This window comes from Ruegeria sp. AK4 (assembly GCF_056541025.1).
Map to the genome: position 1 here is coordinate 47,444 of NZ_JBQFXS010000008.1, position 23,025 is coordinate 70,468.

General features: G+C 61.2%; 26 protein-coding genes. 11 read left to right on the forward strand and 15 right to left on the reverse strand.

Translation table 11 applies throughout. The features are described 5' to 3' along the window. Position 1: 1 nt before the first annotated feature. From ACR0EZ_RS15405 to ACR0EZ_RS15430, 6 genes are all read left to right on the forward strand, one after another. A complete protein-coding gene (locus tag ACR0EZ_RS15405; protein ID WP_480614620.1) occupies positions 2-1,114 on the forward strand; it encodes a hypothetical protein in 1,113 nt (370 codons plus the stop codon). 102 nt (positions 1,115-1,216) lie between these two features. Next, positions 1,217-2,263, forward strand: coding sequence for a methyltransferase domain-containing protein (locus ACR0EZ_RS15410; RefSeq protein WP_480614623.1), 1,047 nt, complete (start codon positions 1,217-1,219; stop codon positions 2,261-2,263). Between the two features lie 80 nt (positions 2,264-2,343). After that, positions 2,344-3,429 carry an ABC transporter ATP-binding protein gene (locus ACR0EZ_RS15415; RefSeq protein ID WP_480614626.1) on the forward strand — a complete coding sequence of 362 codons (1,086 nt, stop codon included), beginning with the start codon at positions 2,344-2,346 and terminating at the stop codon, positions 3,427-3,429. A gap of 112 nt (positions 3,430-3,541) precedes the next feature. Next, on the forward strand, positions 3,542-4,324 hold the full coding sequence (surE, locus tag ACR0EZ_RS15420; RefSeq protein WP_480614629.1) for a 5'/3'-nucleotidase SurE: 783 nt from the start codon (positions 3,542-3,544) through the stop codon (positions 4,322-4,324). Beyond that, the gene (locus ACR0EZ_RS15425) at positions 4,321-4,971 is read left to right on the forward strand and encodes a protein-L-isoaspartate(D-aspartate) O-methyltransferase (RefSeq protein ID WP_480614631.1); all 651 of its coding nucleotides are present in this window, start codon (positions 4,321-4,323) and stop codon (positions 4,969-4,971) included. Before surE ends, ACR0EZ_RS15425 begins: the two co-directional genes overlap by 4 nt. 63 nt (positions 4,972-5,034) lie before the next feature. After that, on the forward strand, positions 5,035-6,207 hold the full coding sequence (locus tag ACR0EZ_RS15430; protein ID WP_480614634.1) for a peptidoglycan DD-metalloendopeptidase family protein: 1,173 nt from the start codon (positions 5,035-5,037) through the stop codon (positions 6,205-6,207). Positions 6,208-6,270: 63 nt separating this feature from the next. On the opposite strand, the gene ACR0EZ_RS15435 is transcribed toward ACR0EZ_RS15430, so the two are convergent. Continuing rightward, positions 6,271-6,942, reverse strand: a complete 672-nt coding sequence (locus ACR0EZ_RS15435) for a helix-turn-helix transcriptional regulator (protein ID WP_480614637.1) — start codon at positions 6,940-6,942, stop codon at positions 6,271-6,273. 21 nt (positions 6,943-6,963) lie between these two features. Next, the gene (locus ACR0EZ_RS15440; protein ID WP_480614640.1) at positions 6,964-7,269 is read right to left on the reverse strand and encodes a hypothetical protein; all 306 of its coding nucleotides are present in this window, start codon (positions 7,267-7,269) and stop codon (positions 6,964-6,966) included. Between the two features lie 220 nt (positions 7,270-7,489). Between ACR0EZ_RS15440 and ACR0EZ_RS15445 the strand changes: the two genes are divergently transcribed. The 4 genes from ACR0EZ_RS15445 (at position 7,490) to ACR0EZ_RS15460 (ending at position 10,004) form a co-directional block, all read left to right on the forward strand. Beyond that, on the forward strand, positions 7,490-7,705 hold the full coding sequence (locus ACR0EZ_RS15445) for a twin-arginine translocase TatA/TatE family subunit (RefSeq protein ID WP_170450201.1): 216 nt from the start codon (positions 7,490-7,492) through the stop codon (positions 7,703-7,705). 6 nt (positions 7,706-7,711) lie between these two features. Further along, positions 7,712-8,170, forward strand: a complete 459-nt coding sequence (tatB, locus tag ACR0EZ_RS15450) for a Sec-independent protein translocase protein TatB (RefSeq protein WP_480614643.1) — start codon at positions 7,712-7,714, stop codon at positions 8,168-8,170. Further along, a complete protein-coding gene (gene tatC / locus ACR0EZ_RS15455) occupies positions 8,167-9,045 on the forward strand; it encodes a twin-arginine translocase subunit TatC (protein ID WP_480614645.1) in 879 nt (292 codons plus the stop codon). The genes tatB and tatC overlap by 4 nt, the downstream gene beginning before the upstream one ends. 116 nt (positions 9,046-9,161) lie before the next feature. Further along, positions 9,162-10,004 (forward strand): ATP-binding protein, encoded by an 843-nt coding sequence (locus ACR0EZ_RS15460; protein ID WP_480614648.1) that lies wholly within the window; start codon positions 9,162-9,164, stop codon positions 10,002-10,004. A gap of 59 nt (positions 10,005-10,063) precedes the next feature. Here the strand turns inward: ACR0EZ_RS15460 and ACR0EZ_RS15465 are convergent, their stop codons facing one another. The 3 genes from ACR0EZ_RS15465 to purF all read right to left on the reverse strand — a co-directional run bounded on the left by ACR0EZ_RS15465 (position 10,064) and on the right by purF (position 12,807). Continuing rightward, on the reverse strand, positions 10,064-10,708 hold the full coding sequence (locus ACR0EZ_RS15465; RefSeq protein ID WP_480614651.1) for an SDR family NAD(P)-dependent oxidoreductase: 645 nt from the start codon (positions 10,706-10,708) through the stop codon (positions 10,064-10,066). 42 nt (positions 10,709-10,750) lie between these two features. Beyond that, positions 10,751-10,999: a hypothetical protein gene (locus tag ACR0EZ_RS15470; protein ID WP_480614654.1), complete on the reverse strand. Its 249-nt coding sequence runs from the start codon at positions 10,997-10,999 to the stop codon at positions 10,751-10,753. Between the two features lie 284 nt (positions 11,000-11,283). Then, on the reverse strand, positions 11,284-12,807 hold the full coding sequence (gene purF / locus ACR0EZ_RS15475; RefSeq protein WP_480614655.1) for an amidophosphoribosyltransferase: 1,524 nt from the start codon (positions 12,805-12,807) through the stop codon (positions 11,284-11,286). Between the two features lie 361 nt (positions 12,808-13,168). On the opposite strand from purF, the gene ACR0EZ_RS15480 reads away from it, so the two are divergent. Further along, the gene (locus ACR0EZ_RS15480) at positions 13,169-13,390 is read left to right on the forward strand and encodes a hypothetical protein (RefSeq protein WP_480614658.1); all 222 of its coding nucleotides are present in this window, start codon (positions 13,169-13,171) and stop codon (positions 13,388-13,390) included. 59 nt (positions 13,391-13,449) lie between these two features. Here ACR0EZ_RS15480 and ACR0EZ_RS15485 read toward each other — a convergent pair whose 3' ends face one another. From ACR0EZ_RS15485 to ACR0EZ_RS15530, 10 genes are all read right to left on the reverse strand, one after another. Next, the gene (locus ACR0EZ_RS15485) at positions 13,450-14,016 is read right to left on the reverse strand and encodes a CvpA family protein (RefSeq protein WP_480614660.1); all 567 of its coding nucleotides are present in this window, start codon (positions 14,014-14,016) and stop codon (positions 13,450-13,452) included. Positions 14,017-14,057: 41 nt separating this feature from the next. After that, on the reverse strand, positions 14,058-15,422 hold the full coding sequence (gene radA, locus ACR0EZ_RS15490; RefSeq protein ID WP_480614663.1) for a DNA repair protein RadA: 1,365 nt from the start codon (positions 15,420-15,422) through the stop codon (positions 14,058-14,060). A 132-nt stretch (positions 15,423-15,554) separates the two neighbouring features. After that, positions 15,555-16,337, reverse strand: a complete 783-nt coding sequence (locus tag ACR0EZ_RS15495) for a DNA repair protein (RefSeq protein WP_480614665.1) — start codon at positions 16,335-16,337, stop codon at positions 15,555-15,557. 148 nt (positions 16,338-16,485) lie between these two features. After that, positions 16,486-16,938 carry a paraquat-inducible protein A gene (locus ACR0EZ_RS15500; protein ID WP_480614668.1) on the reverse strand — a complete coding sequence of 151 codons (453 nt, stop codon included), beginning with the start codon at positions 16,936-16,938 and terminating at the stop codon, positions 16,486-16,488. 14 nt (positions 16,939-16,952) lie between these two features. Next, the gene (locus ACR0EZ_RS15505) at positions 16,953-17,354 is read right to left on the reverse strand and encodes a hypothetical protein (RefSeq protein WP_480614671.1); all 402 of its coding nucleotides are present in this window, start codon (positions 17,352-17,354) and stop codon (positions 16,953-16,955) included. Positions 17,355-17,392: 38 nt separating this feature from the next. Next, entirely contained in the window at positions 17,393-18,139 is a 747-nt protein-coding gene (locus tag ACR0EZ_RS15510; RefSeq protein ID WP_480614674.1) for an ABC transporter ATP-binding protein, read from the reverse strand. Then, positions 18,136-18,918 (reverse strand): MlaE family ABC transporter permease, encoded by a 783-nt coding sequence (locus tag ACR0EZ_RS15515; protein ID WP_480614677.1) that lies wholly within the window; start codon positions 18,916-18,918, stop codon positions 18,136-18,138. Before ACR0EZ_RS15515 ends, ACR0EZ_RS15510 begins: the two co-directional genes overlap by 4 nt. Beyond that, positions 18,915-19,949 (reverse strand): alanine racemase, encoded by a 1,035-nt coding sequence (gene alr / locus ACR0EZ_RS15520; RefSeq protein ID WP_480614680.1) that lies wholly within the window; start codon positions 19,947-19,949, stop codon positions 18,915-18,917. The genes ACR0EZ_RS15515 and alr overlap by 4 nt, the downstream gene beginning before the upstream one ends. 238 nt (positions 19,950-20,187) lie before the next feature. Next, positions 20,188-21,234: a Hint domain-containing protein gene (locus ACR0EZ_RS15525; protein ID WP_480614682.1), complete on the reverse strand. Its 1,047-nt coding sequence runs from the start codon at positions 21,232-21,234 to the stop codon at positions 20,188-20,190. A gap of 114 nt (positions 21,235-21,348) precedes the next feature. After that, positions 21,349-22,839, reverse strand: coding sequence for a replicative DNA helicase (locus ACR0EZ_RS15530; RefSeq protein ID WP_480614685.1), 1,491 nt, complete (start codon positions 22,837-22,839; stop codon positions 21,349-21,351). Positions 22,840-23,025: the final 186 nt, after the last annotated feature.

The window sequence follows — 23,025 nt, forward strand, 5'->3', positions numbered from 1 at the left end:
CATGGCGCAGAATTTCTCGTTGAAAGATCAGCTGTTTAACGCCGAAAAGACGCGCTATCTGGCCGATCTGTTCGCACAGGCCGATCCGTCTTTCGGTGCCGAGGACTTCCACGCGCGTGTCATGTCCCGCCTGCTGGACCTTGAGTTGAAAGAGCGGATCGCCTGGATCGCGACATGTCTGCAGGAGGCTTTTCCGGGTGAACTGCCGCAGGTTGCCCCGGTGATCCTGAGAGCTTTGCCGCCGCCCTTGGACCCCGACAAGACGGATGATGATTTCGGCGATTTCATCTTCGCGCCGTTGGGGGAATGGGTGGCGACGGTTGGCATCGAGCATCCCGAACTGGCGCTGGACGTACTTGCAGACCTGACCCAGCGCTTTTCGATGGAATGGGCGATCCGCCCGTTTCTGAACCGCTGGCCCGATCTGGTGCTGGCCCGCATGCAGGTCTGGTGCAACCATGACAGCTATCACGTGCGTCGGTTGGTCAGCGAAGGCACCCGGTCGCGCCTGCCATGGGGGCAGGCGGTCGCGCTGGACATGTCGGACCCGCTGCCCTTGCTGGATCGTCTGCACGGCGACCGCACCCGGTACGTGACACGCTCGGTGGCGAACCATCTGAACGATATCACTAAGAAAAACCCTGATCTTGTTTTGAACCGCCTGCGGACATGGCACGGCGAGGGGCGACAAAAGGCGGACGAGTTGGACTGGATGACCACCCACACCCTGCGCGGTCTCGTCAAGGCGGGGCATCCGGATGCAATGAAGATGCTGGGCTATGACCCGGACGCGAAACTGGCGGTGAGCATCGACCTGAAAAACGACGCCCGCATCGGCGACGCGCTGGAGTTTTCCGTTTCGCTGCAAGGGGCGGGCGCGCAGCCGGTTCTGGTGGATTATATCATTCACTTTCAGCGACCTGGCGGGAAAACCTCAGCCAAAGTGCATAAGCTGAAACAGGCTGCGCTGAAAGACGGCGTTTTGCAGTTGGACAAGAAGCACAAACTGAAGGCTAATGCGACCACGTTCAAACTGGTACCGGGCGCGCATAAGCTGGAGATTCAGGTGAACGGCAAGGTGCGGGCCAGCACGGACTTTGAGTTGTTGGAGTAAGCGCCGGACCTCTCACGCTTTCGTCAAAGTTCCAATCGCCACATTGCGAAGACCGGCGCTCTGCATTAGCTGCATGTCAGCAAACAGGGAAGGATTGCTGCGATGAAGCATGAATCGGTGCAGAATTACTATGGCGAAGTCCTGCAAAGCAGCGCGGACCTGCAGACCAATGCATGCTGCACGCCCGATGACATGCCCGATCATGTCAAGAAAATCCTTTCGAAAATCCATGATGACGTGCTGACGCGCTACTACGGCTGCGGCCTGATCGCGCCGCTGGACCTTGAGGGGATGCATATCCTCGATCTGGGCTGCGGCGCGGGCCGGGATGTTTACGCTCTGTCTGCGATGGTCGGGGAAACGGGGCGCGTTGTCGGGGTGGATATGACGTCCGAGCAACTCGACGTCGCCCGGGCGCATCAGGACTATCACGCGCAGGCCTTTGGACATTCCACCAGCAATGTCGAATTCCACCACGGCTATATCGAAAAGCTGGACGAGCTGGACCTTGAGCCGGGCAGCTTTGATATCATCGTGTCGAACTGCGTCGTCAACCTCGCCACCGACAAAGCCGCCGTTCTGCGCGGGGCGCACCGGCTGTTGAAGGACGGGGGCGAGATGTATTTCTCGGACGTCTACGCCGACCGCCGGGTGCCGAAAGCGATGGCCGAAGATGAGGTGCTGTACGGCGAATGCCTGTCCGGCGCGCTCTATTGGAACGATTTCCTGTCCATATCGCGGGCAGCCGGTTTCGGCGACCCGCGCCGGGTGACGCATCGCCCGCTGACCATCGAAAACCCTGTGTTGGAAGAACGAGTCGCACCGCTGAACTTCCTTTCGGCCACCTATCGCTTGTTCAAACTGCCCGAACTGGAACCGGCCTGCGAAGATTACGGTCAGGCGGTGATCTACAAAGGCACCGTTCCCAACGCGCCGCATGAATTTGTTCTGGACGATCACCACCTGATCGAAACCGGCAAGGTCTTCCCGGTCTGCGGCAACACCTGGATGATGCTGAACAACACCCGCTTTGCCCGGCATTTCGACTTCATCGGTGATTTCTCGACCCATTACGGCATTTTCGAAGGCTGCGGCGGGGAAAGCCCGTTTGAAGCCTCGGGCGCGTCTGCATCCGGCGGGTGCTGCTGATCACTTGCGCCTGACGGGCGGGGTTGCTATCCCCGCCCAAGCCCGATGAAATTGATCGGGAAAGGCAACGGGGCCCATCGGTGACAGTAGACGTAACTCCTCCTCGTCTTGAAATTCGCAATATTATCCGCCGGTTCGAGGGGCGGCTTGTGGTGGATGACGTCTCGCTGACGGTTCAGGCGGGGCAGGTCACGTGCCTGTTGGGGCCGTCCGGTTGCGGCAAGTCCACGACCCTGCGCATGATCGCCGGGGTCGAGATGCAGGACTCGGGCGAGATTTACGTCGACGGCAAGCTGATCTGCGACACGGTGTTCCGCGTGCCGCCCGAACGGCGTGAGATTGGCCTGATGTTTCAGGACTTTGCCCTGTTCCCGCATCTGAGCGTCGCCAACAATGTGGCCTTCGGGTTGCGGGGCAGCAAGGACGAGAAACGCGCGCGGGTCGAGGAATTGCTGCGAAAAGTCGACCTGATGCGGTTCATCGACGGCTTTCCGCATCAACTGTCGGGGGGCGAGCAGCAACGGGTCGCGCTGGCCCGCGCGCTGGCCCCGCGTCCCCGGATCATGCTGATGGACGAGCCGTTCTCGGGCCTCGACAACCGCCTGCGCGATGGCATTCGGGACGAGACGCTGGCGATCCTCAAGGAAGAAGACGCCGCCGTTCTTCTGGTCACGCACGAACCGGAAGAGGCAATGCGCATGGCCGATGAAATCGCCCTGATGCGGCGCGGCAAGATCGTGCAGCAGGGCGCGCCGTATAACGTTTATACCCGCCCGGCGGACAAGGCTGCGGTTGCGTTTTTCAGCGATGTCAACGTGTTGCCGGCGCAAGTGAATGGGGCTTTGGCCGAAACACCCTTTGGCCAGTTTCTGGCGCCGGGCTATCCGGACGGGACGGATGTGGAGATCGTCTTCCGCCCGCAACACGTCAAGCTGGACTTTGACCGTAACGGCAAGGGGCCTTTGCCGACGCCAACCGACGGCGTGGCGGCGCGCGGTGTTGTCGAGCGGGCGCGGTTTCTGGGCAATGAAAGCCTGGTCGAATTCCGCATGGATCATGACGGATCGATCCTGAAAGCGACCGTGCCGAATGTCTTTGTGCCGGGTCCGGGGCGGGTCATGTGGTTGACCATTCGCCGCGACCGGTGCTTTGTCTTCCCTGTCTGAGCGGTAATTTCCGCCCGAGTGGTGCGGGAATGCCGCAGATTGCGCCGCTGCGTCGCTTGCCGCAGCACGGGGGCGCGTCTATCAAGGTCAAAACGCAAGGATGGATGGGGCAATGCGTATTCTTCTGACCAATGATGACGGCATCAGTGCACCGGGGCTGACCGTGCTTGAGGCCATCGCCGCCGATCTGGCCGGACCCGGGGGCGAGGTCTGGGTCGTCGCCCCGGCTTTCGAGCAATCGGGCGTGGGGCATTGCATCAACCATACCCGCCCGTTCTCGCTGGAAAAACTGGCCGAGCGCCGTTATGCCGCCGAAGGGTCGCCCGCCGATTGCGTGCTTGCGGGGGTGCATGACGTGATGCGCGACTGTCCGCCCGATCTGGTGCTGTCGGGCGTGAACCGGGGCAACAACGCGGCGGAAAATGCGTTGTATTCCGGTACGATAGGCGGCGCAATGGAAGCAGCGCTTCAGGATATTCCGGCCATCGCGCTGTCGCAGTATTTCGGCCCGCGCAACCGCAGCCTTGCCGACCCGTTCGAGGCGGCGCAACGCCACGGGGCCGATCTGGTGCGCCGTATTCTGGCGGCCAGCCCCGAAGAACAGAGGGATTACCGCCTGTTCTACAACGTCAATTTCCCGCCCGTCCCGGAAGATGAAGTGCTGGGCACGCGCGTTGTCCGGCAGGGCTATCGCCGGGGGACGCGGTTCGGGGCCGAGCCGCATAATGCACCCTCGGGGCGGCGGTTTTTGTGGATTCAGGGCGGCGATCAGCAAAACCCCTCGGGGGCCGGAACGGATGCGGCGGCCAATCTGGAAGGCTACATCTCGGTCACGCCGATGCGGGCCGATCTGACGGCGCATGATGTGCTGGGAGCGTTGAAGTCAATCGAATGAGCGGGCTTGATCCAGAAATCGTCATGCAGTTCCTGTTCGCCCTGCGCAAGCGCGGCGTCCGGGATGCGCGCGTACTTGAGGCGATGGAACAGGTTGATAGGGGCCGCTTTGTCACCGGCCTGTTCGCGGACCGCGCCTACGAGGATATGCCGCTGCCGATTGCCTGTGGGCAGACGATCAGCCAGCCCTCGGTGGTCGGGTTGATGACACAGGCGCTGGACGTGCGCCCACGGGACACGGTGCTGGAAGTCGGTACCGGCTCGGGCTATCAGGCGGCCATCCTGTCCAAACTGGCGCGCCGGGTTTACACCGTGGAACGCCACAGGCGGCTGGTCAACGAAACCGGCAAGCTGTTTCGCGAGTTGGGGCTGACCAATGTCACGGCAATGCTGTCCGATGGTTCTTTCGGATTGCCCGAGCAAGCGCCGTTTGATCGGATCATTGTGACCGCCGCCGCCGAAGATCCGCCGGGACCGCTCTTGGCGCAGCTTAAAATCGGGGGTATTATGGTGTTACCCGTGGGACAGTCGGATGCGGTGCAGCAGTTGATCAAAGTGACGCGCACCGAGGATGGTCTGGATTACGACGAATTGACGGCAGTTCGTTTCGTGCCTCTGATCGAGGGGCTCGGGAAGGATGAGACGTAACAGGCTTTACGATTTAGTCACCGGAACCCCGGAAAACAGGGGCAGGTGTTGAGGGCAGACGTTATGAGAGCAGTTTCCAAATCAGCGATACGCCGCTGTGCGACCGGGGTTGCAGCTTTGGCCATTCTGGCCGGGTGCGAGGGGCCGTTGGACTATGACCTGCGCGGTCAGGTCGGCGGGTTTTCGACCACCGACGCCGCGCAATCCGCAACCACGAGCCGTCCGGTGCCGGACGGACGCGGGGTGATCAGCTATCCCAGCTATCAGGTCGCCGTGGCCCGGCGGGGCGACAAGGTAAGCGATGTGGCCGCCCGCGTCGGCTTGCCCGAGGCGGAACTGGCAAGGTTCAACGGGTTGCAGCCGAGTGACAAGCTGCGCGAGGGCGAAGTCATTGCCCTGCCGCGTTCGGTCGGGGCGGGCAGCGGTGTCGATATTGCTGCCGTCGCCGGTGCCGCCATCGATCAGGCCCCGGCGTCCGGAGGGGTGCAGACCACCACGCTGGAACCCGCCAGAACCGCACCAGCACCGGCCCCTGCGCCGGTCGGGCCCGAGCCGGTCCGGCACAAGGTCAAGCGCGGTGAAACGGCCTATACGATCTCGCGGCTGTATCAGGTGCCGGTGGAATCTCTGGCTGAATGGAACGGCTTGGGACCGGATTTTGCCATCCGTGAAGGTCAGTTCCTGCTGATCCCAGTCAAGAACCAGTCCGCACCGCGCCAGACGGCAGCCGCCGCTCCGGCTGAGCCGGCGACGAATGTGACGCAACCGGGCCAGGGCTCTCCGACGCCCACGCCGCCCAGTGCAACCCAGCCGTTGCCGGATGAAAAGGTCGAGCCGCTGGCCGACCCCCCGGATGTGACGGCCGAAGCGCCGAGCAATTCCAGATCCTCGGCGCTGTCGCTGCCGGTGACGGGGCGGATCATTCGGACCTATGACAAGGGCAAGAACGAAGGGATCGACATCGCAGCCTCGCCCGGAACCGCCGTTCAGGCGGCTGAGGCCGGGACAGTTGCAGCGATCACCGCTGATGCGGATCAGGTGCCGATCATCGTGGTCAAGCACAACAACGACCTGCTGACCGTCTATGCCAATGTCGAAGAGATCACGGTCAAAAAAGGCGACCGGGTCCGGCGCGGTCAAAAGCTGGCGCAACTGCGGGGTGGGGACAATGCCTATGTCCATTTCGAGGTGCGCGAGGGGTTTGAATCGGTCGATCCGGAGCCTTACTTGAAATGACCTGAATGGCCCGTTCCGGGCCATGCCTCCGGCGGGAGTATTTTTGAAAAGATGAAGGGCGGATCACGTGTTTGGGTCGTAGTCGCTCAGGCGTTTGCCGGGTTCGTCCTGAAACAGTTTGGGCAGGGGCGTGACCTCTTCGATCAGGTCGATGCGGAAGACGCGGAAGCCCTGACGTAGTTCGCACCATGCGGTCAGAGTCCAGACGCGGCCCCAGTATTCCATGTGCAGGGGACGGATGATCCGCTCGGTGAGCACGCCGTCGATGCGGCGGTAAGACAGGCGCAGTTTCTGGCGGGATTTGATGGCGGCGCGGATCGGGGCCATATGCGCCAGTCCGCGGGCGACATCTGCAAAGGGGTAGACGGCGAATTTCCATGTATCCGCCTCGGCCACGACCTGCGTCGGCAGCACGGCGTCGATCTTGTCGGCCAGGCTCTCGGCGGCGGCTTTCAGGTCGGGGTCGGCAGCCTCGGCCACGATGGCCATCCCGAGGTTCAGCGCTTCGAGCTCTTCGGGCGTCAGGTTCAGCGGGGGCAGGGTGATCTGCTCGCGCACCATGTAGCCGACGCCGCGTTCGCCCTCGACCGGGACACCCGAGGCAACCAGTGTATCCATGTCGCGATAGATCGTGCGGACCGACACTTCCAGCCGGTCCGCGATGTCCTGCGCGCGGTGCAGTTTACCGTCGCGCAGGATCTGGATGATGTCGAACAGGCGATCCGTGCGGCGCATGTCACGCCGTCCGAGCCGCGATCAGGCGGTCAATTTCCATAGCACATTCTCGTGGCGCATCTGGATGCTGGCCGGGTCAATCGCGGTCATAAGCGCGGCGGCAAACTCCTGCTGCGGGAATTGCGCGGCGGCATCCTGCGCGGCCTTCATATCCGTCCAGATGACATAATCCGTCCAGCGGCCATCCTCGCCCTGGCTCAGTTGGCGGTGGGCAAATCCGGGCGCAGAACGGACGAACGTTTCCGTTGACTGGCTGAGCTTCACGAACTCTTCCGGTGTGGTGCCGTCTGCCAGTGTGAAGGTGACGATTTCTGCAACATGGGTCATTTGTGTCTCCGTTGACCAGGTTTCGATAGAATTGTCCTAGCCCGTTACAACTGACATAAACCTGTCAGTTGGAAAAAGCGACCCCCTGGAAAAAGCGCAAACGGTTCAAATTTGATGGCCGATTTGATCTGTCGCCCTTTTGGTGATGCGTTTCGAGGCGTAAACACGGACCAAATCGGACATCCGGCGCATGATGCGCCGACTCAAGAGGAGAAGAGACATGCTTAACAATATTGGCCTTCCCGGTCTTCTGCTGATCGCAGTTGTGGTGCTGGTGCTGTTTGGCCGCGGCAAGATTAGCTCGTTGATGGGTGAAGTCGGCAAGGGGATCACGGCGTTCAAGAAAGGCGTCAAGGACGGCTCGGAAGAGATTGAACAGGACGCATCGGAACTGGCTAAGGACGTCACGCCTGAAACCGAGAAAGACAAGGTCTGATCGGCCATGTTTGATCTGGGCTGGACCGAGCTTCTGGTCATCGGCATCGTTGCTCTGATCGTCGTGGGGCCAAAGGACCTGCCGGTGCTGTTTCGCAATGTAGGACGCTTTGTCGGCAAGGCCCGCGGCATGGCGCGCGAGTTCACCACTGCGATGAACGAGGCGGCGGACGAAGCCGGGGTAAACGAGATCAAGAAAGGTCTGAATGCCGCGACGAACCCTGTCGGCAGCGCCATGGATGGCGTGAAACAGGCGGCGCAGGACATGGCCAAAAGCATTGACCCGACCAAGTTCGACCCCGACAGCGAAACCGGCAAGCTGGCCGCCGAACGGGCCGAGCAGGCCAAGAAGATCCAGGCCACGACCGCCCGCGCCGCGGCCGAGCGCAAGGCCAAGGAAGCCGCTGACGCGCTGGCCAAGGCCGAAGAGGCCGAAGCCGCGCTGAACTCTGAGAACAAGACATGAGCAAAACCGACGAGATCGAGGATACCTCGGCCCCATTGATCGAGCATCTGACCGAGCTGCGCACGCGGTTGATCCACAGCGTCGTGGCGTTTCTGGTCGGCATGATCATCTGTTTCACGGTGGCCACGCCGATCTTCAACTTCCTGACGCAGCCTCTGTGCGCGGTGCTCAGCGAACGTGGGCAGGATTGCGGGCTGATCTTCATCTCGCCGCAGGAAGGGTTCTTTGTCGCCATCAAGGTCTCGCTGCTGGGCGGGTTCATGCTGGCATTCCCCTATATCGGAATGCAGATGTGGCGGTTCGTTGCGCCTGGACTTTACAAGTCCGAGAAGAACGCGTTTCTGCCCTTCATGCTGGCCTCACCCTTCATGTTCCTGTTGGGGGCCAGCTTTGCCTTCTACGTCGTGACGCCGCTGGCCTATGACTTCTTTCTTGGCTTCCAGCAGTTCGGTGCCGAGGGCGAGGCGGTGGTGGACGAGGCCGCATCCGCACCGCTGAGCGTGGTGTTCCAAGGCTCGGCGCAGGAATATCTGAACCTGACGATCAAGTTCATCGTGGCCTTTGGCCTGTGTTTCCAACTGCCGGTTCTTCTGACGTTGATGGGCAAGGCCGGGCTGGTCAGTGCCGAGGGGCTGGGCTCGGTCCGTAAATACGCCGTTGTCGCCATTCTGGTTCTGGCCGCTTTGGTGACGCCACCGGATGTGATCACGCAGATCATCCTGTTCGTGGTGGTTTATGGGCTTTACGAGGTGTCGATCTTCCTCGTCGCCCGCGTCGAGAAAAAGCGCGAGGAACAGCTGCGTGCCGACGGCTACTATGATGACGAGGCCGAAGCGGATGAAGACCTGATGGCAGAGGCCGAGGACGAAAAATAACACGGCATGAAAATCGGATCAGGCGCGCCCCAAGCTGGCGCGCCTTTTTCGTTGCCAGACCTTGTTGCGCCGGTTGGAACGTGGTTTGAACGCCAAAACACGAGCCGGAGGCCCCAATGGACGACCAAGCCCTGAACCGCATCGCCGACGCGTTGGAGCGGATGGCACCGGCCCCTCTGGCAGCGCCCGATTTCAATGCGGCCTCAGCCTTTGTCTGGCATGTGGAGCCGGATCGTCTGGAGCCGGTCGCGCAAGTCAATCGCGTCGATCTGGACCTGCTTGTGGGCATCAACCGGTCGCGGGATACGCTGCTGGACAACACCCGCCGCTTTGCCGCCGGGTTCAAGGCCAATAACGCGCTGCTGTGGGGCGCGCGGGGGATGGGCAAGTCCAGCCTCGTCAAGGCGGTGCATGGCACGCTGCAGTCGGACCATCCCGAACTGAAGCTGGTCGAGTTGCAGCGCGAGGATATGGGCTCGGTCGCGCGCCTGCTGAACCACCTGCGCGCCGCGCCGCACCGGTTCATCCTGTTCTGCGATGACCTGTCGTTCAGCCATGACGACCAGCACTACAAATCGCTCAAGGCGGTGCTGGATGGCGGCATCGAAGGCCGCCCGGAAAACGTGGTGTTTTATGCGACCTCGAACCGCCGCCACCTGATGCCGCGGGACATGATCGAAAACGAACGTTCCAGTGCCATCAACCCGTCCGAGGCGGTCGAGGAGAAAGTCTCGCTGTCCGACCGGTTCGGCCTGTGGCTGGGCTTCCACCCCTGCGATCAGGACGAATACCTTGCCATGATCGACCGCTATTGCGCGGCATACGGCGTCAGCGTCGACCCTGACACCTTGCGTGCCGAAGCCATCGAATGGCAGGCCACCCGAGGTGCGCGCTCAGGCCGTGTCGCCTGGCAATTCTTCGTCGACCTCGCCGGGCGCAACGGCACTCATATCGCCTGATCCGAACTTCATCTGGCCAAAAAATATCCCCGCCGGAGGCATGGCCCAAAGGGCCATTCCTACAACAGCGCCACTATCCGCGCCGCCTCATCCGCCGTGTTTGTCAGGGCCTCACGATCCTCGCCCGGATGGAACCGCGCGCGTACGGCGGTTGGCATAGGTGCTGGTTCTAGAATGGAAACGCGCGGCCCGGTGCGCTCGGTTTCCGCCTGCCAGCTACGCGCCAGTGCCATCTGCGCGGCCTTGGTCGCTCCGTAGATGCCATAGAATTTCTCGCCCGCCTTGGGGTCGTCGAAGAACACCGCGTGACCTGCTTCGCCCAACAAAGGCGCGATGTATGGGATCAGAACGGATGTGGCATTAGCGTTGATATTGACCGCCTTGGTCCATTCCTTGGGATCGACAAAATGCGCAGGTGTCAGGGCCGAGGTATGGACCGCCGTGTGCAGCCACAGATCGACCTTGCCCCAGCGGTCGTGAATGCCACGGCACAGCGTCGCCATGGCGTTCGGGTCCGCGATATCCATCGGGGCCAGCGTGGCCGCCCCGCCTTTGGCCTGAATGCGGTCGTCCAGTTCCTCAAGCCCGCCAGTGGTGCGGGCGACGGCGACGATGTGGTATTCGGGTGCCAGCGCTTCGGCCAGCGCCGCGCCCAACCCGCGAGAGGCCCCAGTGATGAGGGCGATTTTGGTCTGATCGGTCATGGGGGCGGTTTGAACCCCTACGCGCAAGGCGTCAAGACGCGATTAGCTGCCGGGAATGGCGATCCGCACGGTCTGGCCGCTTTGTCGCAGCATGACGCCTTCCTCATCGATGGCCACGATCTGGCCCGAGGCGACGCGGCTGCCGGTTTTGACCTTTTTCACGCGCCCCGAGGACATGCGCATCAGCGCGTGCAGGTCCGCTTTGGGACCGAAGATCCCCAGAACCGAGACAGAGTTCTTCTTCAGCGCGCCCTTCTGCGTGGCCGCGCTTTTGACGGTGGCGTTTGACATGTTCCGTGGATCGGGTCTGGCCCGGACCCCCTAATCGAGTGAGTGGCAGTGGCGCGCCGGATAGCAAAGCCTTATGCCGAGCGGAAGGCGGCAAGGCGCGCATCATTCTGGCGCGCAACGCGGGTCTGACGAAGCCGTTGCAATTGCGGCGGGTTCATCACTGGGTTGTGGCGGGAATCCACCCATTGGCTTGTGGCAGAGGGCACAACGGCCCCCACAAAAGCAATCGATCAAACCCGCCGAACAGACAACGATTCGCGCTTACACTCAGGGATCAAACAGTGTCAGCCCGAGGCCAGTTTGGCCGCGTTCCAGGACCCACCGACGACCTGCATATCTCTTTTCTTTTTGCTGACCCGGCTGCTGTTTTCCAGACTGTCCAGATAATCCTCGCTGACGCTGCCGGTGATGTAGTTCCCGTCGAAACAGGAACAATCGAAGGCCTCGATATCCGGATTGCCTTCCTTGGCGGCCCAGATCAGATCGTCGAGATGCTGATAGAACAACGCGTCGGCCCCCAGTTCCTGCCGGATTTCCTCGATTTCCTTGCCGTTGGCGATCAGCTCATGCTTGGTGGGCATGTCGATGCCATAGACGTTGGGATATTTCACCGGCGGTGAGGCGCTTGCTATATAGACCTTCTTTGCGCCGGCCTCGCGACACATCTGTACGATCTTTTTGATCGTGTTGCCGCGCACGATCGAGTCGTCGATCAGCAGGACATTGTGGCCTTTGAACTCCAGCGGAACCGCGTTCAGTTTGCGCCGCACGGATTTTTGCCGCTCTTCCTGACCGGGCATGATGAAGGTCCGCCCGACATAGCGGTTCTTGACCAGACCTTCGCGATAGGGGATGCCGGTGATCTTGGCAGCCTCGAGCGCGACCGGGCGGGCGCTGTCGGGAACCGGAATGATCCGGTCGATCTCCAGCCCCGAGTCCTGTATCTGCTTGGCCAGCGTCTGACCCATCCGCATCTGGGTCTTGTAGACCGACACGCCATCCAGCAGCGAATCCGGGCGCGCCAGATAGACATATTCAAAGATACAGGGGGTCAGCTTGCCCTCGACGGCCTGGAACTCGTGCATATTGCCGTCCAGATCGATCAGGATCGCCTCGCCCGGGTGCAGGTCGCGCAGCTTGTCGAAACCGTTGATGCCAAAGGCTATGTCCTCGGAGGCAAAGGCATAATCGTCGCCGTCACCCGGTGCCTCGCGTTTGGCCACCGAAAGCGGGCGAATGCCATAGGGGTCGCGGAAAGCCAGCATGCCGACACCCGCAACCAGACAGATCACTGAATAGGCCCCTTGAATCCGTTCCATCGTCATCTTCACACCGGCAAAGATGTTGCGGATCGGATCAGCGTTGCCGTTGACCTTGATCGCGTCGGCAACCTTGTCGGCCAGGACGTTCAGCAGAACCTCGGAATCCGAGGTTGTCCGCAGATGCCGGCTGTATTTGGCCGTGACTTTCTCGCGCTGCTCTTCGGTATTGGTGATGTTGCCGTTGTGAACCAGATAGATGCCATAGGGCGCGTTTACGAAAAACGGCTGCGCTTCGGCCGCGCTGAGCGATCCTGCGGTCGGATAACGCACATGGCCCATGCCGACCCGGCCCAGCAGGGTTTCCGCGTCTCCGGCATTGAAGACATCCTTGACCAGACCATTGGCCTTTTTTTCACGGAGAAACTCGCCGTTGTAGGTAACAATCCCCGAGGCGTCCTGACCCCGGTGCTGCAACATCAGCAGCCCGTCATAGATTTCCGCAAAGACATCATGTGTCCGGTTTGCGATCCCCAAAATCCCACACATGTACGGGCTCCAATTTCTGTGGCGTTCTGACGCTGAGTTTGACAGGCATTCGGAATTCCCGCGCGGTCCGCGCCGTGCGATTGGCTGCTGTTCCTGACGCCAAAAGGGCGGTCATCATTGCGGCGAGCGCGCATGAGAACAGAAAGAACAAGATCGGCAGCTCCGATTCCGTGGCGGTTTGGCCCTCACATAATGCCTATTCGCGCGGCTGTCATCAAAGGATCATACTCACGTTTTGCCGCAGGTGGTATTTCTGCCAACCCTGTTACCGGTCGGGATGGATGACAAGCGCCGTCTTATGTGCTGTCATGTCGCTGGTTCGGTCATATCGACCGGCCGCGGGTGCAGGAAACGGATGCGCATGTGGCAGAATAAGCCGCCATCAAAGAAGCAAGAGCCGGTCAAGCGACGGTGCCATCGCTGCCGGGGGCAGGGGCGCGCGCCCTGTCAGATCTGCAACGGCGCGGGTGAGGTCATCAAAAGCCGGGACATCTACGGCAAGCCGGTGTTCAGCCGGTGCGACGGGTGCTTCGGGCTCAAAAGCATCCGCTGTACCGTTTGCGGTGGTGAGGGGTTTGTCTGACCCGAAATGAAAAAGCCCGGATCGATCCGGGCTTTTGTTCGCGTGGATGCTGGGGGCGGTTACTGGTTTGCGCCCGCTGTGCAGCTTGCCACCAGTTCCTCATATTGCGCGGTGACCCAGCCCAGAGCCTCTTCGGGGTTCTGCTCTTCGATCTTGTCGCTGAACTGTTCGAACACTTTGGCCGAGCGACTTTCGTCCACAATCGTGTAGGACTGGCCGGTCATGACCGTGTCGTAGACGAAGAAGGCAATCGCGACAAGCAGGATGCCGCGGGCGATGCCGAAGAAAAAGCCGAGCGCCTGATCCAGCCCACCCAGTGCCGAACGCTGCACCAGCGATGAAAACAGCGGCGTGAAAATGCTGACGACGATCAGCGCAATCGCGAAGACAGCGGCAAACCCGGTGATGACCGACAATTCGCAACTGTCGCGCAGGAAATCCCCGACAACCGGTATCTCTTTGACCAGCGGCACCGCTTGCGGCGCGAAGATAAAGGCCAGAATGGCAGCGGCAACCCAGCCTGCGATGGCCAGAACCTCGCGCATGAAACCGCGCGAATAGGCCAAAATGCCTGACAGCACGATGATCAGGGCCACAACCCCGTCAATAATTGTAAAACCTTCCATGGCCCTCGCCTGTTCTTTTTGCTGCCCCTCGGGTCGCGACTTTAACCTGCTCCGAAGGTTTCGCCAACAAACCCAACCAAATCAGAGGGTCGGGTGAGTGTCAGACCTGCCACAGTGCCGGTTTTGCCACCTGCCGGAGCAATTGCCGCTGTGAAACCAAGTTTTTGTGCTTCTTTCAACCTGTTTTCGGTCTGCGGGGCCGGTCTAAGTGCCCCGGATAGCGAGATTTCTCCGAAAACGACGGTGTCGGCGGGCAGGGCGGTATCCTCGCGCGCGCTGAGCAATGCGGCGGCCACGGCGAGGTCGGCGGCGGGTTCGCTGACTTTCAGCCCACCGGCGACGTTCAGATAGACATCGAGGCCCGCAAAGGGGATTCCACACCGCGCTTCGAGCACCGCGAGGATCATCGCAAGCCGCCCGCTGTCCCAGCCGACAACCGTTCGGCGCGGTTGCGAATGGGGCGAGGGGGCCACCAGTGCCTGCAATTCAACCAGCACGGGGCGGGTTCCTTCGATACCTGCAAACACGGCTGAACCGGGGCTGGGCGTGCCGCGTTCCGACAGGAATAGGGCCGAGGGGTTGGTGACCTGTGCCAGCCCCTTGCCCGTCATTTCGAACACCCCGATCTCATCCGCCGGGCCAAAGCGGTTCTTGACGGCGCGCAGGATGCGGAACTGATGCCCGCGTTCGCCTTCGAAATAGAGCACGGTATCGACCATATGTTCGACCACACGGGGGCCCGCGATCTGGCCTTCCTTGGTGACATGGCCGACCATGATGATCGAGACGCCGTGTCGTTTCGCAAACGTGGTCAATTCATGCGCTGCGGCCCGGACTTGTGACACCGAGCCCGGCGCGCTGTCCACGTTGTCGGCCCACATGGTCTGGATCGAGTCGATAATGGCAAGGCCGGGCTTTTCAGCCTCGAGCGTGGTCAGGATGTCCCGCAGGTTGGTCTCGGCCGCAAGATGCACCGGTGCGTCCTCCAGCCCCAGACGGCGGGCACGCATGCGGACCTGCGCGCTGGCTTCTTCGCCCGACACGTAAACCGTTTTCACACCGGCGCGCGCGAACCGGGCGGCGGCCTGCAGCAGAAGGGTGGATTTGCCGATGCCGGGGTCTCCGCCCACCAACAGGGCCGAGGCGGGGACAAGGCCGCCGCCCAGCACGCGATCCAATTCCTCGACCCCGCAGAGGGTGCGGGGCGGGGGTGTTTCCTCGGTCGACAGGTCCGTGAGTGCGATGGGCTGGCCCCGCTTGCCGCCGAGGGATTTTTTGGCCGGGCCAGCCGAAAGCGGCACGTCCTGAACAATGGTGTTCCACTCGCCGCAGGCGTCGCAGCGCCCGGACCACAGGGTATGCGTTGCGCCACAGGCCGAGCAGGAGAAAGAAGTCGTCTTTGCCATGGCGCAATTCGTGCCCGAGGATGGACGGTTCTTCAAGCCCTTGCGGGCATTCATCTCCGCCGGCGGCGTGCCGCGGTCTCAGGCCCTGCGGGCCATCCTCCGCGGCAGGCGCTTGCGCGCCGGGGTGGGTGGTTATTCGGCCGCGCGCGGCGGGGTCATGGCAACCACGCTCGAGGCGGTGGGATCTTTGCCATCGGGCGCGGATTGCAGTTGCGCCGACAGTTCGGGCAGCAGGTCGAACAGCTCATCCCGCAGGCGCGCCAGTTGAGATTTGGCGATGGATTCCTCGATCTCGATATCGCGGGTCCATTGGCGCAACTCGTGCTGGATGACCTGAGCTTCTTCGATCCGGTGCTGGAATTGCTCAATCTCTTCCTGCCGCTGTTTCAGGAAGGTGCGGGCGCGGTCGACCTTGGCGTCGCCATAGGTATCGGCCAGTTCCTGGCTGATCTGGCTCATCTGCGCGGCCAGTTCCAGCACCTGCGGCTCGAGCCCCTGCAGATCGGGATGATCGCGCAGAAAGGCCATGCGTTCCTTGACCGCGTCAAACTCGGAAGACAGCGCGAACGCGCCGCTGCGGTCGGCGGCATGAGCAAGCTGATAGGCCCCGGCCACGTCCTGCATGTTGAGCGAGAAATTGCGGTGCGTCCGTTCCAGCGCCATCATGCGGGCGTTTGCGGGCAGGTAGAAGGCCAGCATCATGATCAGCGCGGTCAGGCCGATCTGGATGTAGAGGCCCGCATCAATGACCTCACCCCCGCCCAATCCGGCGTGCATGGACAGCCAGGGAAGGATGCCGAAGGCAGAGAGCAGAGTGGATGCGACCGCGAATAAAGCAACCGTGCAGATCAGGAAAAAAGTAAGTTTCAAAAAGACATTCTGGAATTGCAATGTGACAGAGTGAAGGGCGGCCATGATTGTCGATCTCCTTCCTTAACCGATACAAAACCGGGTCAAAGCGGACGATCAAAAAGCACGATGCGATCCGCTTAGGACCCGTGAACTACAAACACGTTGCTGCTCGAAATATCTAAATGATACTCAGAATTTTGTTTTCAATCAATCAGGTCTGAGGTTTTCGTGATCCGAATGTCATCTCTGTAATATGGCCCACGGCAAGCGAGGCCAGAATGCAGCCGGTAAACAGGTATAGCCCCCAGGCGGTTTCAATGGTCGCGTAGGAAATTCCCTTGGCCAGCGTGATGTAGAGCGCGATCAGGAAAATATCGGCCATCGCCAGCTTGCCGAGGATGTTCAGCGCGGGCTGGACGCGCGGGTCCAGCAGGTTCCACTGGATCAGGGCGGTGCCGATGGTTTTGACAAAGGGCGCAACGAGGGCGAAGACGGTTACGACCAGCGCGAGGAAGATGTCGGACTTCCACAAGGACTGCAGGCCAGTGATAACGCTGATTTCGCTGAGGCCGAAGATCGGCAGGAGGCCTGCGCGCATCAGCGGCGCGAACCATGCGATGGGGTAGAGGATTAGCAGCGAGAGGGTGGCGAGGCGGAGGGTCATGGCTTCATATTCGGTTAAAAATAAAAGAACATACCAATTAACAGACAAGCAAAATCCAATTTTCTCGGTGAACCCTCCCAATCGCTCAAAAATTGTTTGCGAATGAAAAGTCCCAAAGAGAAAAGTAGCAATCCGATAGCAATGTTGAGCGCTGGTATTTGAGCATTTCCCACCCAATTTAGTGCATAGTAGGCAGCCACAATAAGCAGAATTGTGAGCGGAACCACCAATATAAAATGTATGGGCTTTGCTTCGTCATTGGGCACTTCACCGGCACCACAGCCGAATTGTTGTCGGCGAATGAGTGCTTGCGCTTGTGCATACTTGGTTTTTGAAATCAAAGACTTCCCAAATCCGGGAAGGATGCCGGATGTGGCGATGACCACTGCCGGGGCATAGCTGAGGCCGATATCCATTACGTGGATTGAAAGATTCAGGAGTGCCAACCCACCACTCACCGAACCGCCTCAATCGGCCCTTCCGCGCTTCCGCTGATAAACTGCTCCAGATACGGATCGCCCGAGGTATCCATCTGCCCCACAGGTCCGGTCCACTGGATCACCCCGTCATGCAGCATCGCCACGTTGTCGGCAATCGCGCGGACCGAGCTCATGTCGTGGGTGATGGTCATCGCGGTGGCGCCCATCTCGGTCACGATTTCGCGGATCAGGTCGTTGATGACGCCGGACATGATCGGGTCCAGACCCGTGGTGGGTTCGTCGAAAAAGATAATCTCGGGCTCGGCGGCGATGGCGCGGGCAAGGCCCACGCGTTTTTGCATCCCGCCGGACAGCTCCGAAGGGAAGCGGTCGGCGACGTTAGATTTCAGGCCAACGCGGCGCAGCTTTTCAATGGCGATTTCGCGGGCGTATTCCGGCGGGCGTTTCAGCGGGCCGCGCAGCAGGCGGAAGGCCACGTTTTGCCAGACGGGCAGTGAATCAAACAGCGCCGCGCCCTGAAACAGCATCCCGAACCGGGCCAGAAAGGCGTCGCGGTCGCCTTTGGATGCGTCTTTGCCGTCCACATAGATCATGCCGCTGTCGGGCTTGATCAGGCCGAGAATGCACTTCAGCGCCACCGATTTGCCCGTACCCGAGCCGCCGATGATAACCATCGAGGTGCCCTTGGGGATCTCAAGGTTCAGGCCCTGCAGGACGTGGTTTTCGTCAAAGGCCTTATGTACGTTCTCCATCCGGATCATAGCGAGAAGAACACCCCTGTAAGGACAAAATTGGCGGCGAGGATCAGCACGGCAGCAGCCTCGACCGAGCCTTTGGTGGCCCGGCCCACGCCCTGCGCGCCTCGGCCTGAGGACATGCCGTAATAGCAGCCCATGATGGCGGCGATCACGCCAAAGGCAGCCCCTTTGACCAGCGACGAGACGATGTCGCGCGTTTCAAGGAAATCGACGGTGTTTTTCAGATAAGCCGCCGGGTTGAAGCCCAGATTTTGGGTGGCGACGGTATAGCCGCCTGCGATGCCGATGACGTCTCCGACCGCGACCAGCGCGGGCACGGTGATCAAAGCGGCCAGCACGCGTGGGGCGGTCAGGTATTTCATCGGATGCGTGGACAGCGTGACCAGTGCGTCGATCTGTTCGGTCACTTTCATCGTGGCGATCTCGGCCGCGATGGATGAGGTCACCCGGGCGGCGATCATCAGGCCGACGAGCACCGGGCCAAGCTCGCGCACCATGCCGATGGCGACGATCTGAGGCACCACGGCCTCGGCATTGAAGCGCGCGCCGCCGGCGTAGATTTGCAGCGCCAGCGCGCCGCCGGTGAAGATGGCGGTCAGGCCGACTACGGGCAGGGACAGCCAGCCGATATTCAAAAGGGCGATGCCGAATTCACGCGGGTAGAATGGCGGGCGGAAGATATGGGACACCGCGTCCAGCGAGAACAGGGCCACGCGTCCGAAAGCGGCCATGATGTTCAGAACAGCGCGACCCAGCCCGCCCAGCACGGCCAAGGGGTTCATTCCACGTATCCCCTGGAAAACCGGCTGCCCAGAGAGGTCAGGATTTCGTATCCGATGGTGCCCGCGGCCTCGGCCAGATCATCGACGGTCTGATGGCCGTTCAGAATGCGCAGGCGTTCGGGGTCTTGCGGCAGGTCGGTCACGTCAACCGTGATCAGGTCCATCGAGATGCGGCCCACCACCGGGCAGGGCTGGCTTCCGGCGAAGGCGTCGATGCCGCCGCCAATCGCGCGATGCAGCCCGTCCGCGTAACCCGCAGCCACCGTCGCGATGCGCGAGGGGCGGCGTGCGGTCCAGGTGTTGCCATAGCCAACGGTCTCACCAACCTCTACCGCGCGAACCTGAATGACGGGCAGGTCAACAGTGACCACAGGTTTGGCCCCCTCGAACGGCATACCGCCAAACAGCCCCACGCCGGGGCGACAGAAATCAAAGTGGAACTCGGGGCCCAGAAGGATGCCGCCGGTCGCTGCCAGAGACCGTGGCGCAGCGACGCCGTCGGTCATCTGCCGGAAGGTGTTCAGTTGCTGGCGGTTCATCGGATGATCGGGATCATCCGCGCAGGCCAGATGCGACATCACGACGACCGGGTTCAGCGCCTCGGCCCGTGGCCGGAGTTCGGCCCAGTCATGGGGTTCCAGCCCCAGACGGTTCATGCCGCTGTCAAGCTGGATGCCAAAGGCGTGGTCGGGCAGGGCGTCGACGTGGCGCTGAAACTGTTCGGGTGCGTTGATCAGCGGCGTCAGGTCATGCGCGCGCAACAGATCGGTGTCGCCTTCCATATGCCCGGAAAAGATGCAGACCATCGGGCCGGGGCCAACAGCCTCGCGCACGGCGGCCCCTTCTTCGGCGACGGCGACAAAGAACTTGCGCACGCCTTCCTCGGCCAGCGCGCTTGCCACCGGTCCCGCGCCCAGCCCATAGCCATCGGCCTTGACCACGGCACCGGTTTCGACTTCCGTCTTTGCATCCAGCGCCCGCCAGTTGCTGGCGACGGCCTGAAGATTGATCGTTAAATGTGCGGTACTCATGGGCCTGTTCATGACATCGGATTGCGGCAGGTCAAGAGGGTTTCGGCCAATTCTGCATGAGTTTTGTGCGACATAGGCAGCTTCCGGCTGGATGTGCGCAGAGTTTAGTACAGTCGGGGAAGCAGGCGCTTAAAACCTGACGCAAGGGCAACTGCGCGTGGATTGTCCGGTGCTGAGTATCAAACGGCAAGCGACCGACGTATCGTTCACCTTTCAGTTCTGCACGCAGCGCAACGCTCTAATCTGCCGCGCGCTGATCCAGCAGGGGTTTGTTGTTCCGGCTGTGGCGCGCCACAAGCTGTTTCTGCCGGCGGCCGCTTGGGATGAAACAGGCGGATTCCAATTGATCGGCATCTGCCAGTTCGGGGAATAGCAGCATCAGCTCCGCCCGGGCCTCGACCGTCATCGCTTGCAGCGCCTGCGGACCGGCAAACAGGCTTTCGCTGGGCGCCCCTTCGGCAAACAGGACGACATGGCGGTCAAAAACAAGGTGGTGATAGGTGATCGTGGCAATGTCCTGGTCGACATAAATCCCCGGCAACCCGGTCAGGCGGATCGCCGAGATCAGAACGGACCGCGTGCCGAACATCCGCTGCGGGATGGCAGAGCGGACAAGCATCCGGTGCTGCCGGGACACCAGCAGGTCTCGCTGCGGCAGTCCCTGACCCAAGGCACCCGAAACGACCCGCACCGGATACAGTTCCGGCGTCTTGATCAACTCGGACAGCCGCAAAGGGCGGGACAGGATCATCCGGAGGGGCTGATACCCGCCATCCAGCGTCAGGACCCTGTCGCCCGGTCTCAGATGTTCTACCGCAACCTCACCCTTGGCCGTGGTGATGCGCGTGCCCGAGGTGAAGCACGGCGCGCCGGGGTTTGGGTTGGGATTTTCGACAAAATTGACCCCGTCTTTCGAGGTCAGAGAAGCAGTGTCGTCCGTTCCGTTTGACCCGACCTGCGTTGACGTCAGGCCATTGGCCGGGCCTTGGGTGGCCGTGACCTGCGTATCGAATGAGACAAAGCTCAAGACAGATCCGTTGTCATCCAGCGACACAGCACCGAACCGATTGATCCGGGCCGAGACCACGTAGTAATCGAAGCCGCCAACGGTGGTCATCGGCGCGGTATCGACCGCAGTCGAACTGCGCAGCGTGCCGTTCTGGTTGTAAACCCCGACAGTCAGGTTAGACACATCTGTACCTGTCGGCACGCGGATTTCGATGAAATCCCCGCTCGGCGGAAAGTTAGGGCCGTTTCGGTAGCGTATTTCCGAGATGATAGCCATCAAATGCTCAGAGCCCCGACCGGGTTCAACCTCAGGTTTTGACGCAGTCTACCACACTATAGGCTGCACACCAAAATTACGTTGGATTCCGGTAAATTGGACGTAAACGGGCGATCAATACCCTTCGATCTGCCCGTCCTGCTGCCACGGCTTGACCAGATTGCCGAAGCGGGTGAACTGGGCCTCGAAGCTGAGTTCAACTGTGCCGATGGGGCCGTGGCGCTGCTTGCCGACAATGACCTCGGCCTTGCCATGCAGGCGTTCCATGGCCTGCTTCCACTCTTCCATCTTTTCCAACTCGTGATCGCCGGGCTTTTCGCGTTCTTTGTAGTATTCCTCGCGGAAGACGAACATCACCACGTCGGCGTCCTGTTCGATCGAGCCGGATTCCCGCAGGTCAGAAAGCTGTGGCCGCTTGTCGTCGCGGCTTTCGACCTGACGGCTGAGCTGAGACAGGGCGATGACGGGAATGTTCAATTCCTTGGCGATGGCTTTCATGCCCATCGAAATCTCGGCGATTTCGTTGACGCGGTTGTCGGCCATGCCACGGCACAGCTGCAGATAGTCGATCACCAGCAGGTCCAGCCCGTGCGTCCGCTTCAACCGCCGCGCGCGGGCGGCCAACTGAGAAATCGGCAGGGCGGGGGTGTCGTCGATGAACAGCGGGCAAGCTTCGAGTTCCTTGGCCGCATCCACAAAGCGGCGGAACTCGGACTCGGTCATGTCGCCCTGACGGATTTTGTGAGACGAAATCTCAGAGGCTTCGGCCAGAACCCGGCCTGCCAATTGCTCGGCGCTCATCTCAAGCGAGAAAAAGCCGACCACGCCGCCATCAATTGCGCCTTCGGTCCCGTCGGGTTTGGTGCCGCGCTTATAGGCCTTGGCCACGTTGAACGCCACGTTGGTCGCGAGCGAGGTTTTACCCATCGACGGACGCCCCGCCAGAATGATCAGGTCAGACGGGTGCAGGCCCCCCAACTGCTTGTCCAAATCGGCCAGACCGGTGGAAATCCCCGCCATGCCACCACCGCGCTGGTACGCTTCGTTGGTGACGTTGACGGCTTCTGTGACCGCCTTGAGGAAGGATTGAAACCCCTGTTCGGTCTGGCCCTGCTCGGATAACTGGTAAAGCTGTTGCTCGGCCTCGACGATCTGCTCCTTGGGTTCGCTGGAAACCTCGACGCGCGCCGCCTTGTCCGAGATATCGCGCCCCAGACGGATCAACTCACGCCGGATGGCGAGGTCATAGATCATCTGGGCGTAGTCATGCACCGCAAAGGCGCTGATCGATGCGCCGGCCAGTTTGACCAGATAGGCCGGGCCACCCAGTTCCTTCAGGCCGTCGTCCTCGGCCATGAAGGATTTCAGCGTCACCGGCGAGGCCAGCGCATTCTTGGCAATGCGTGCGGCCGCGACCTCGTAGATGCGGGCGTGAACCGGGTCATAGAAATGCTCGGCCCCGATGATCGAGGCGACCCGATCATACAGGTCGTTGTTGGTTAAGATCGCGCCCAGAAGCTGCTGCTCGGCCTCAATGGAATGCGGCATTGTTTCGGCATTCTGAATCTGTGCCGCTGCCTGCTCGATACTGCTTATCTCGTTCATTTTGTCCCCGCTGCCCGTCTGGCGGTTCTACACGCGAAACCCCGGCGCAAGCTATCTGCAAATGAGTGGGGGTAACTTGGGATAACCGCCCGCCGCTTTGGGATAACTGCCCACCCGAATGGGGATAACATCTGCCCAGTTTTGCACGAGTGCGGCGTTACCGCAACATTTGGTGTGATCGCTGCC

What these genes read in the sequence shown, in the direction of transcription:
- ACR0EZ_RS15405 (WP_480614620.1), top strand. Translation starts at nt 2, where the DNA reads ATGGCGCAGAATTTCTCGTTGAAAGATCAGCTGTTTAACGCCGAAAAG.
- ACR0EZ_RS15410 (WP_480614623.1), top strand. Translation starts at nt 1,217, where the DNA reads ATGAAGCATGAATCGGTGCAGAATTACTATGGCGAAGTCCTGCAAAGC.
- surE (WP_480614629.1), top strand. Translation starts at nt 3,542, where the DNA reads ATGCGTATTCTTCTGACCAATGATGACGGCATCAGTGCACCGGGGCTG.
- ACR0EZ_RS15425 (WP_480614631.1), top strand. Translation starts at nt 4,321, where the DNA reads ATGAGCGGGCTTGATCCAGAAATCGTCATGCAGTTCCTGTTCGCCCTG.
- ACR0EZ_RS15430 (WP_480614634.1), top strand. Translation starts at nt 5,035, where the DNA reads ATGAGAGCAGTTTCCAAATCAGCGATACGCCGCTGTGCGACCGGGGTT.
- ACR0EZ_RS15435 (WP_480614637.1), bottom strand. Translation starts at nt 6,942, where the DNA reads ATGCGCCGCACGGATCGCCTGTTCGACATCATCCAGATCCTGCGCGAC.
- ACR0EZ_RS15440 (WP_480614640.1), bottom strand. Translation starts at nt 7,269, where the DNA reads ATGACCCATGTTGCAGAAATCGTCACCTTCACACTGGCAGACGGCACC.
- ACR0EZ_RS15445 (WP_170450201.1), top strand. Translation starts at nt 7,490, where the DNA reads ATGCTTAACAATATTGGCCTTCCCGGTCTTCTGCTGATCGCAGTTGTG.
- tatB (WP_480614643.1), top strand. Translation starts at nt 7,712, where the DNA reads ATGTTTGATCTGGGCTGGACCGAGCTTCTGGTCATCGGCATCGTTGCT.
- tatC (WP_480614645.1), top strand. Translation starts at nt 8,167, where the DNA reads ATGAGCAAAACCGACGAGATCGAGGATACCTCGGCCCCATTGATCGAG.
- ACR0EZ_RS15460 (WP_480614648.1), top strand. Translation starts at nt 9,162, where the DNA reads ATGGACGACCAAGCCCTGAACCGCATCGCCGACGCGTTGGAGCGGATG.
- ACR0EZ_RS15465 (WP_480614651.1), bottom strand. Translation starts at nt 10,708, where the DNA reads ATGACCGATCAGACCAAAATCGCCCTCATCACTGGGGCCTCTCGCGGG.
- ACR0EZ_RS15470 (WP_480614654.1), bottom strand. Translation starts at nt 10,999, where the DNA reads ATGTCAAACGCCACCGTCAAAAGCGCGGCCACGCAGAAGGGCGCGCTG.
- purF (WP_480614655.1), bottom strand. Translation starts at nt 12,807, where the DNA reads ATGTGTGGGATTTTGGGGATCGCAAACCGGACACATGATGTCTTTGCG.
- ACR0EZ_RS15480 (WP_480614658.1), top strand. Translation starts at nt 13,169, where the DNA reads ATGTGGCAGAATAAGCCGCCATCAAAGAAGCAAGAGCCGGTCAAGCGA.
- ACR0EZ_RS15485 (WP_480614660.1), bottom strand. Translation starts at nt 14,016, where the DNA reads ATGGAAGGTTTTACAATTATTGACGGGGTTGTGGCCCTGATCATCGTG.
- radA (WP_480614663.1), bottom strand. Translation starts at nt 15,422, where the DNA reads ATGGCAAAGACGACTTCTTTCTCCTGCTCGGCCTGTGGCGCAACGCAT.
- ACR0EZ_RS15495 (WP_480614665.1), bottom strand. Translation starts at nt 16,337, where the DNA reads ATGGCCGCCCTTCACTCTGTCACATTGCAATTCCAGAATGTCTTTTTG.
- ACR0EZ_RS15500 (WP_480614668.1), bottom strand. Translation starts at nt 16,938, where the DNA reads ATGACCCTCCGCCTCGCCACCCTCTCGCTGCTAATCCTCTACCCCATC.
- ACR0EZ_RS15505 (WP_480614671.1), bottom strand. Translation starts at nt 17,354, where the DNA reads ATGGATATCGGCCTCAGCTATGCCCCGGCAGTGGTCATCGCCACATCC.
- ACR0EZ_RS15510 (WP_480614674.1), bottom strand. Translation starts at nt 18,139, where the DNA reads ATGATCCGGATGGAGAACGTACATAAGGCCTTTGACGAAAACCACGTC.
- ACR0EZ_RS15515 (WP_480614677.1), bottom strand. Translation starts at nt 18,918, where the DNA reads ATGAACCCCTTGGCCGTGCTGGGCGGGCTGGGTCGCGCTGTTCTGAAC.
- alr (WP_480614680.1), bottom strand. Translation starts at nt 19,949, where the DNA reads ATGAGTACCGCACATTTAACGATCAATCTTCAGGCCGTCGCCAGCAAC.
- ACR0EZ_RS15525 (WP_480614682.1), bottom strand. Translation starts at nt 21,234, where the DNA reads ATGGCTATCATCTCGGAAATACGCTACCGAAACGGCCCTAACTTTCCG.
- ACR0EZ_RS15530 (WP_480614685.1), bottom strand. Translation starts at nt 22,839, where the DNA reads ATGAACGAGATAAGCAGTATCGAGCAGGCAGCGGCACAGATTCAGAAT.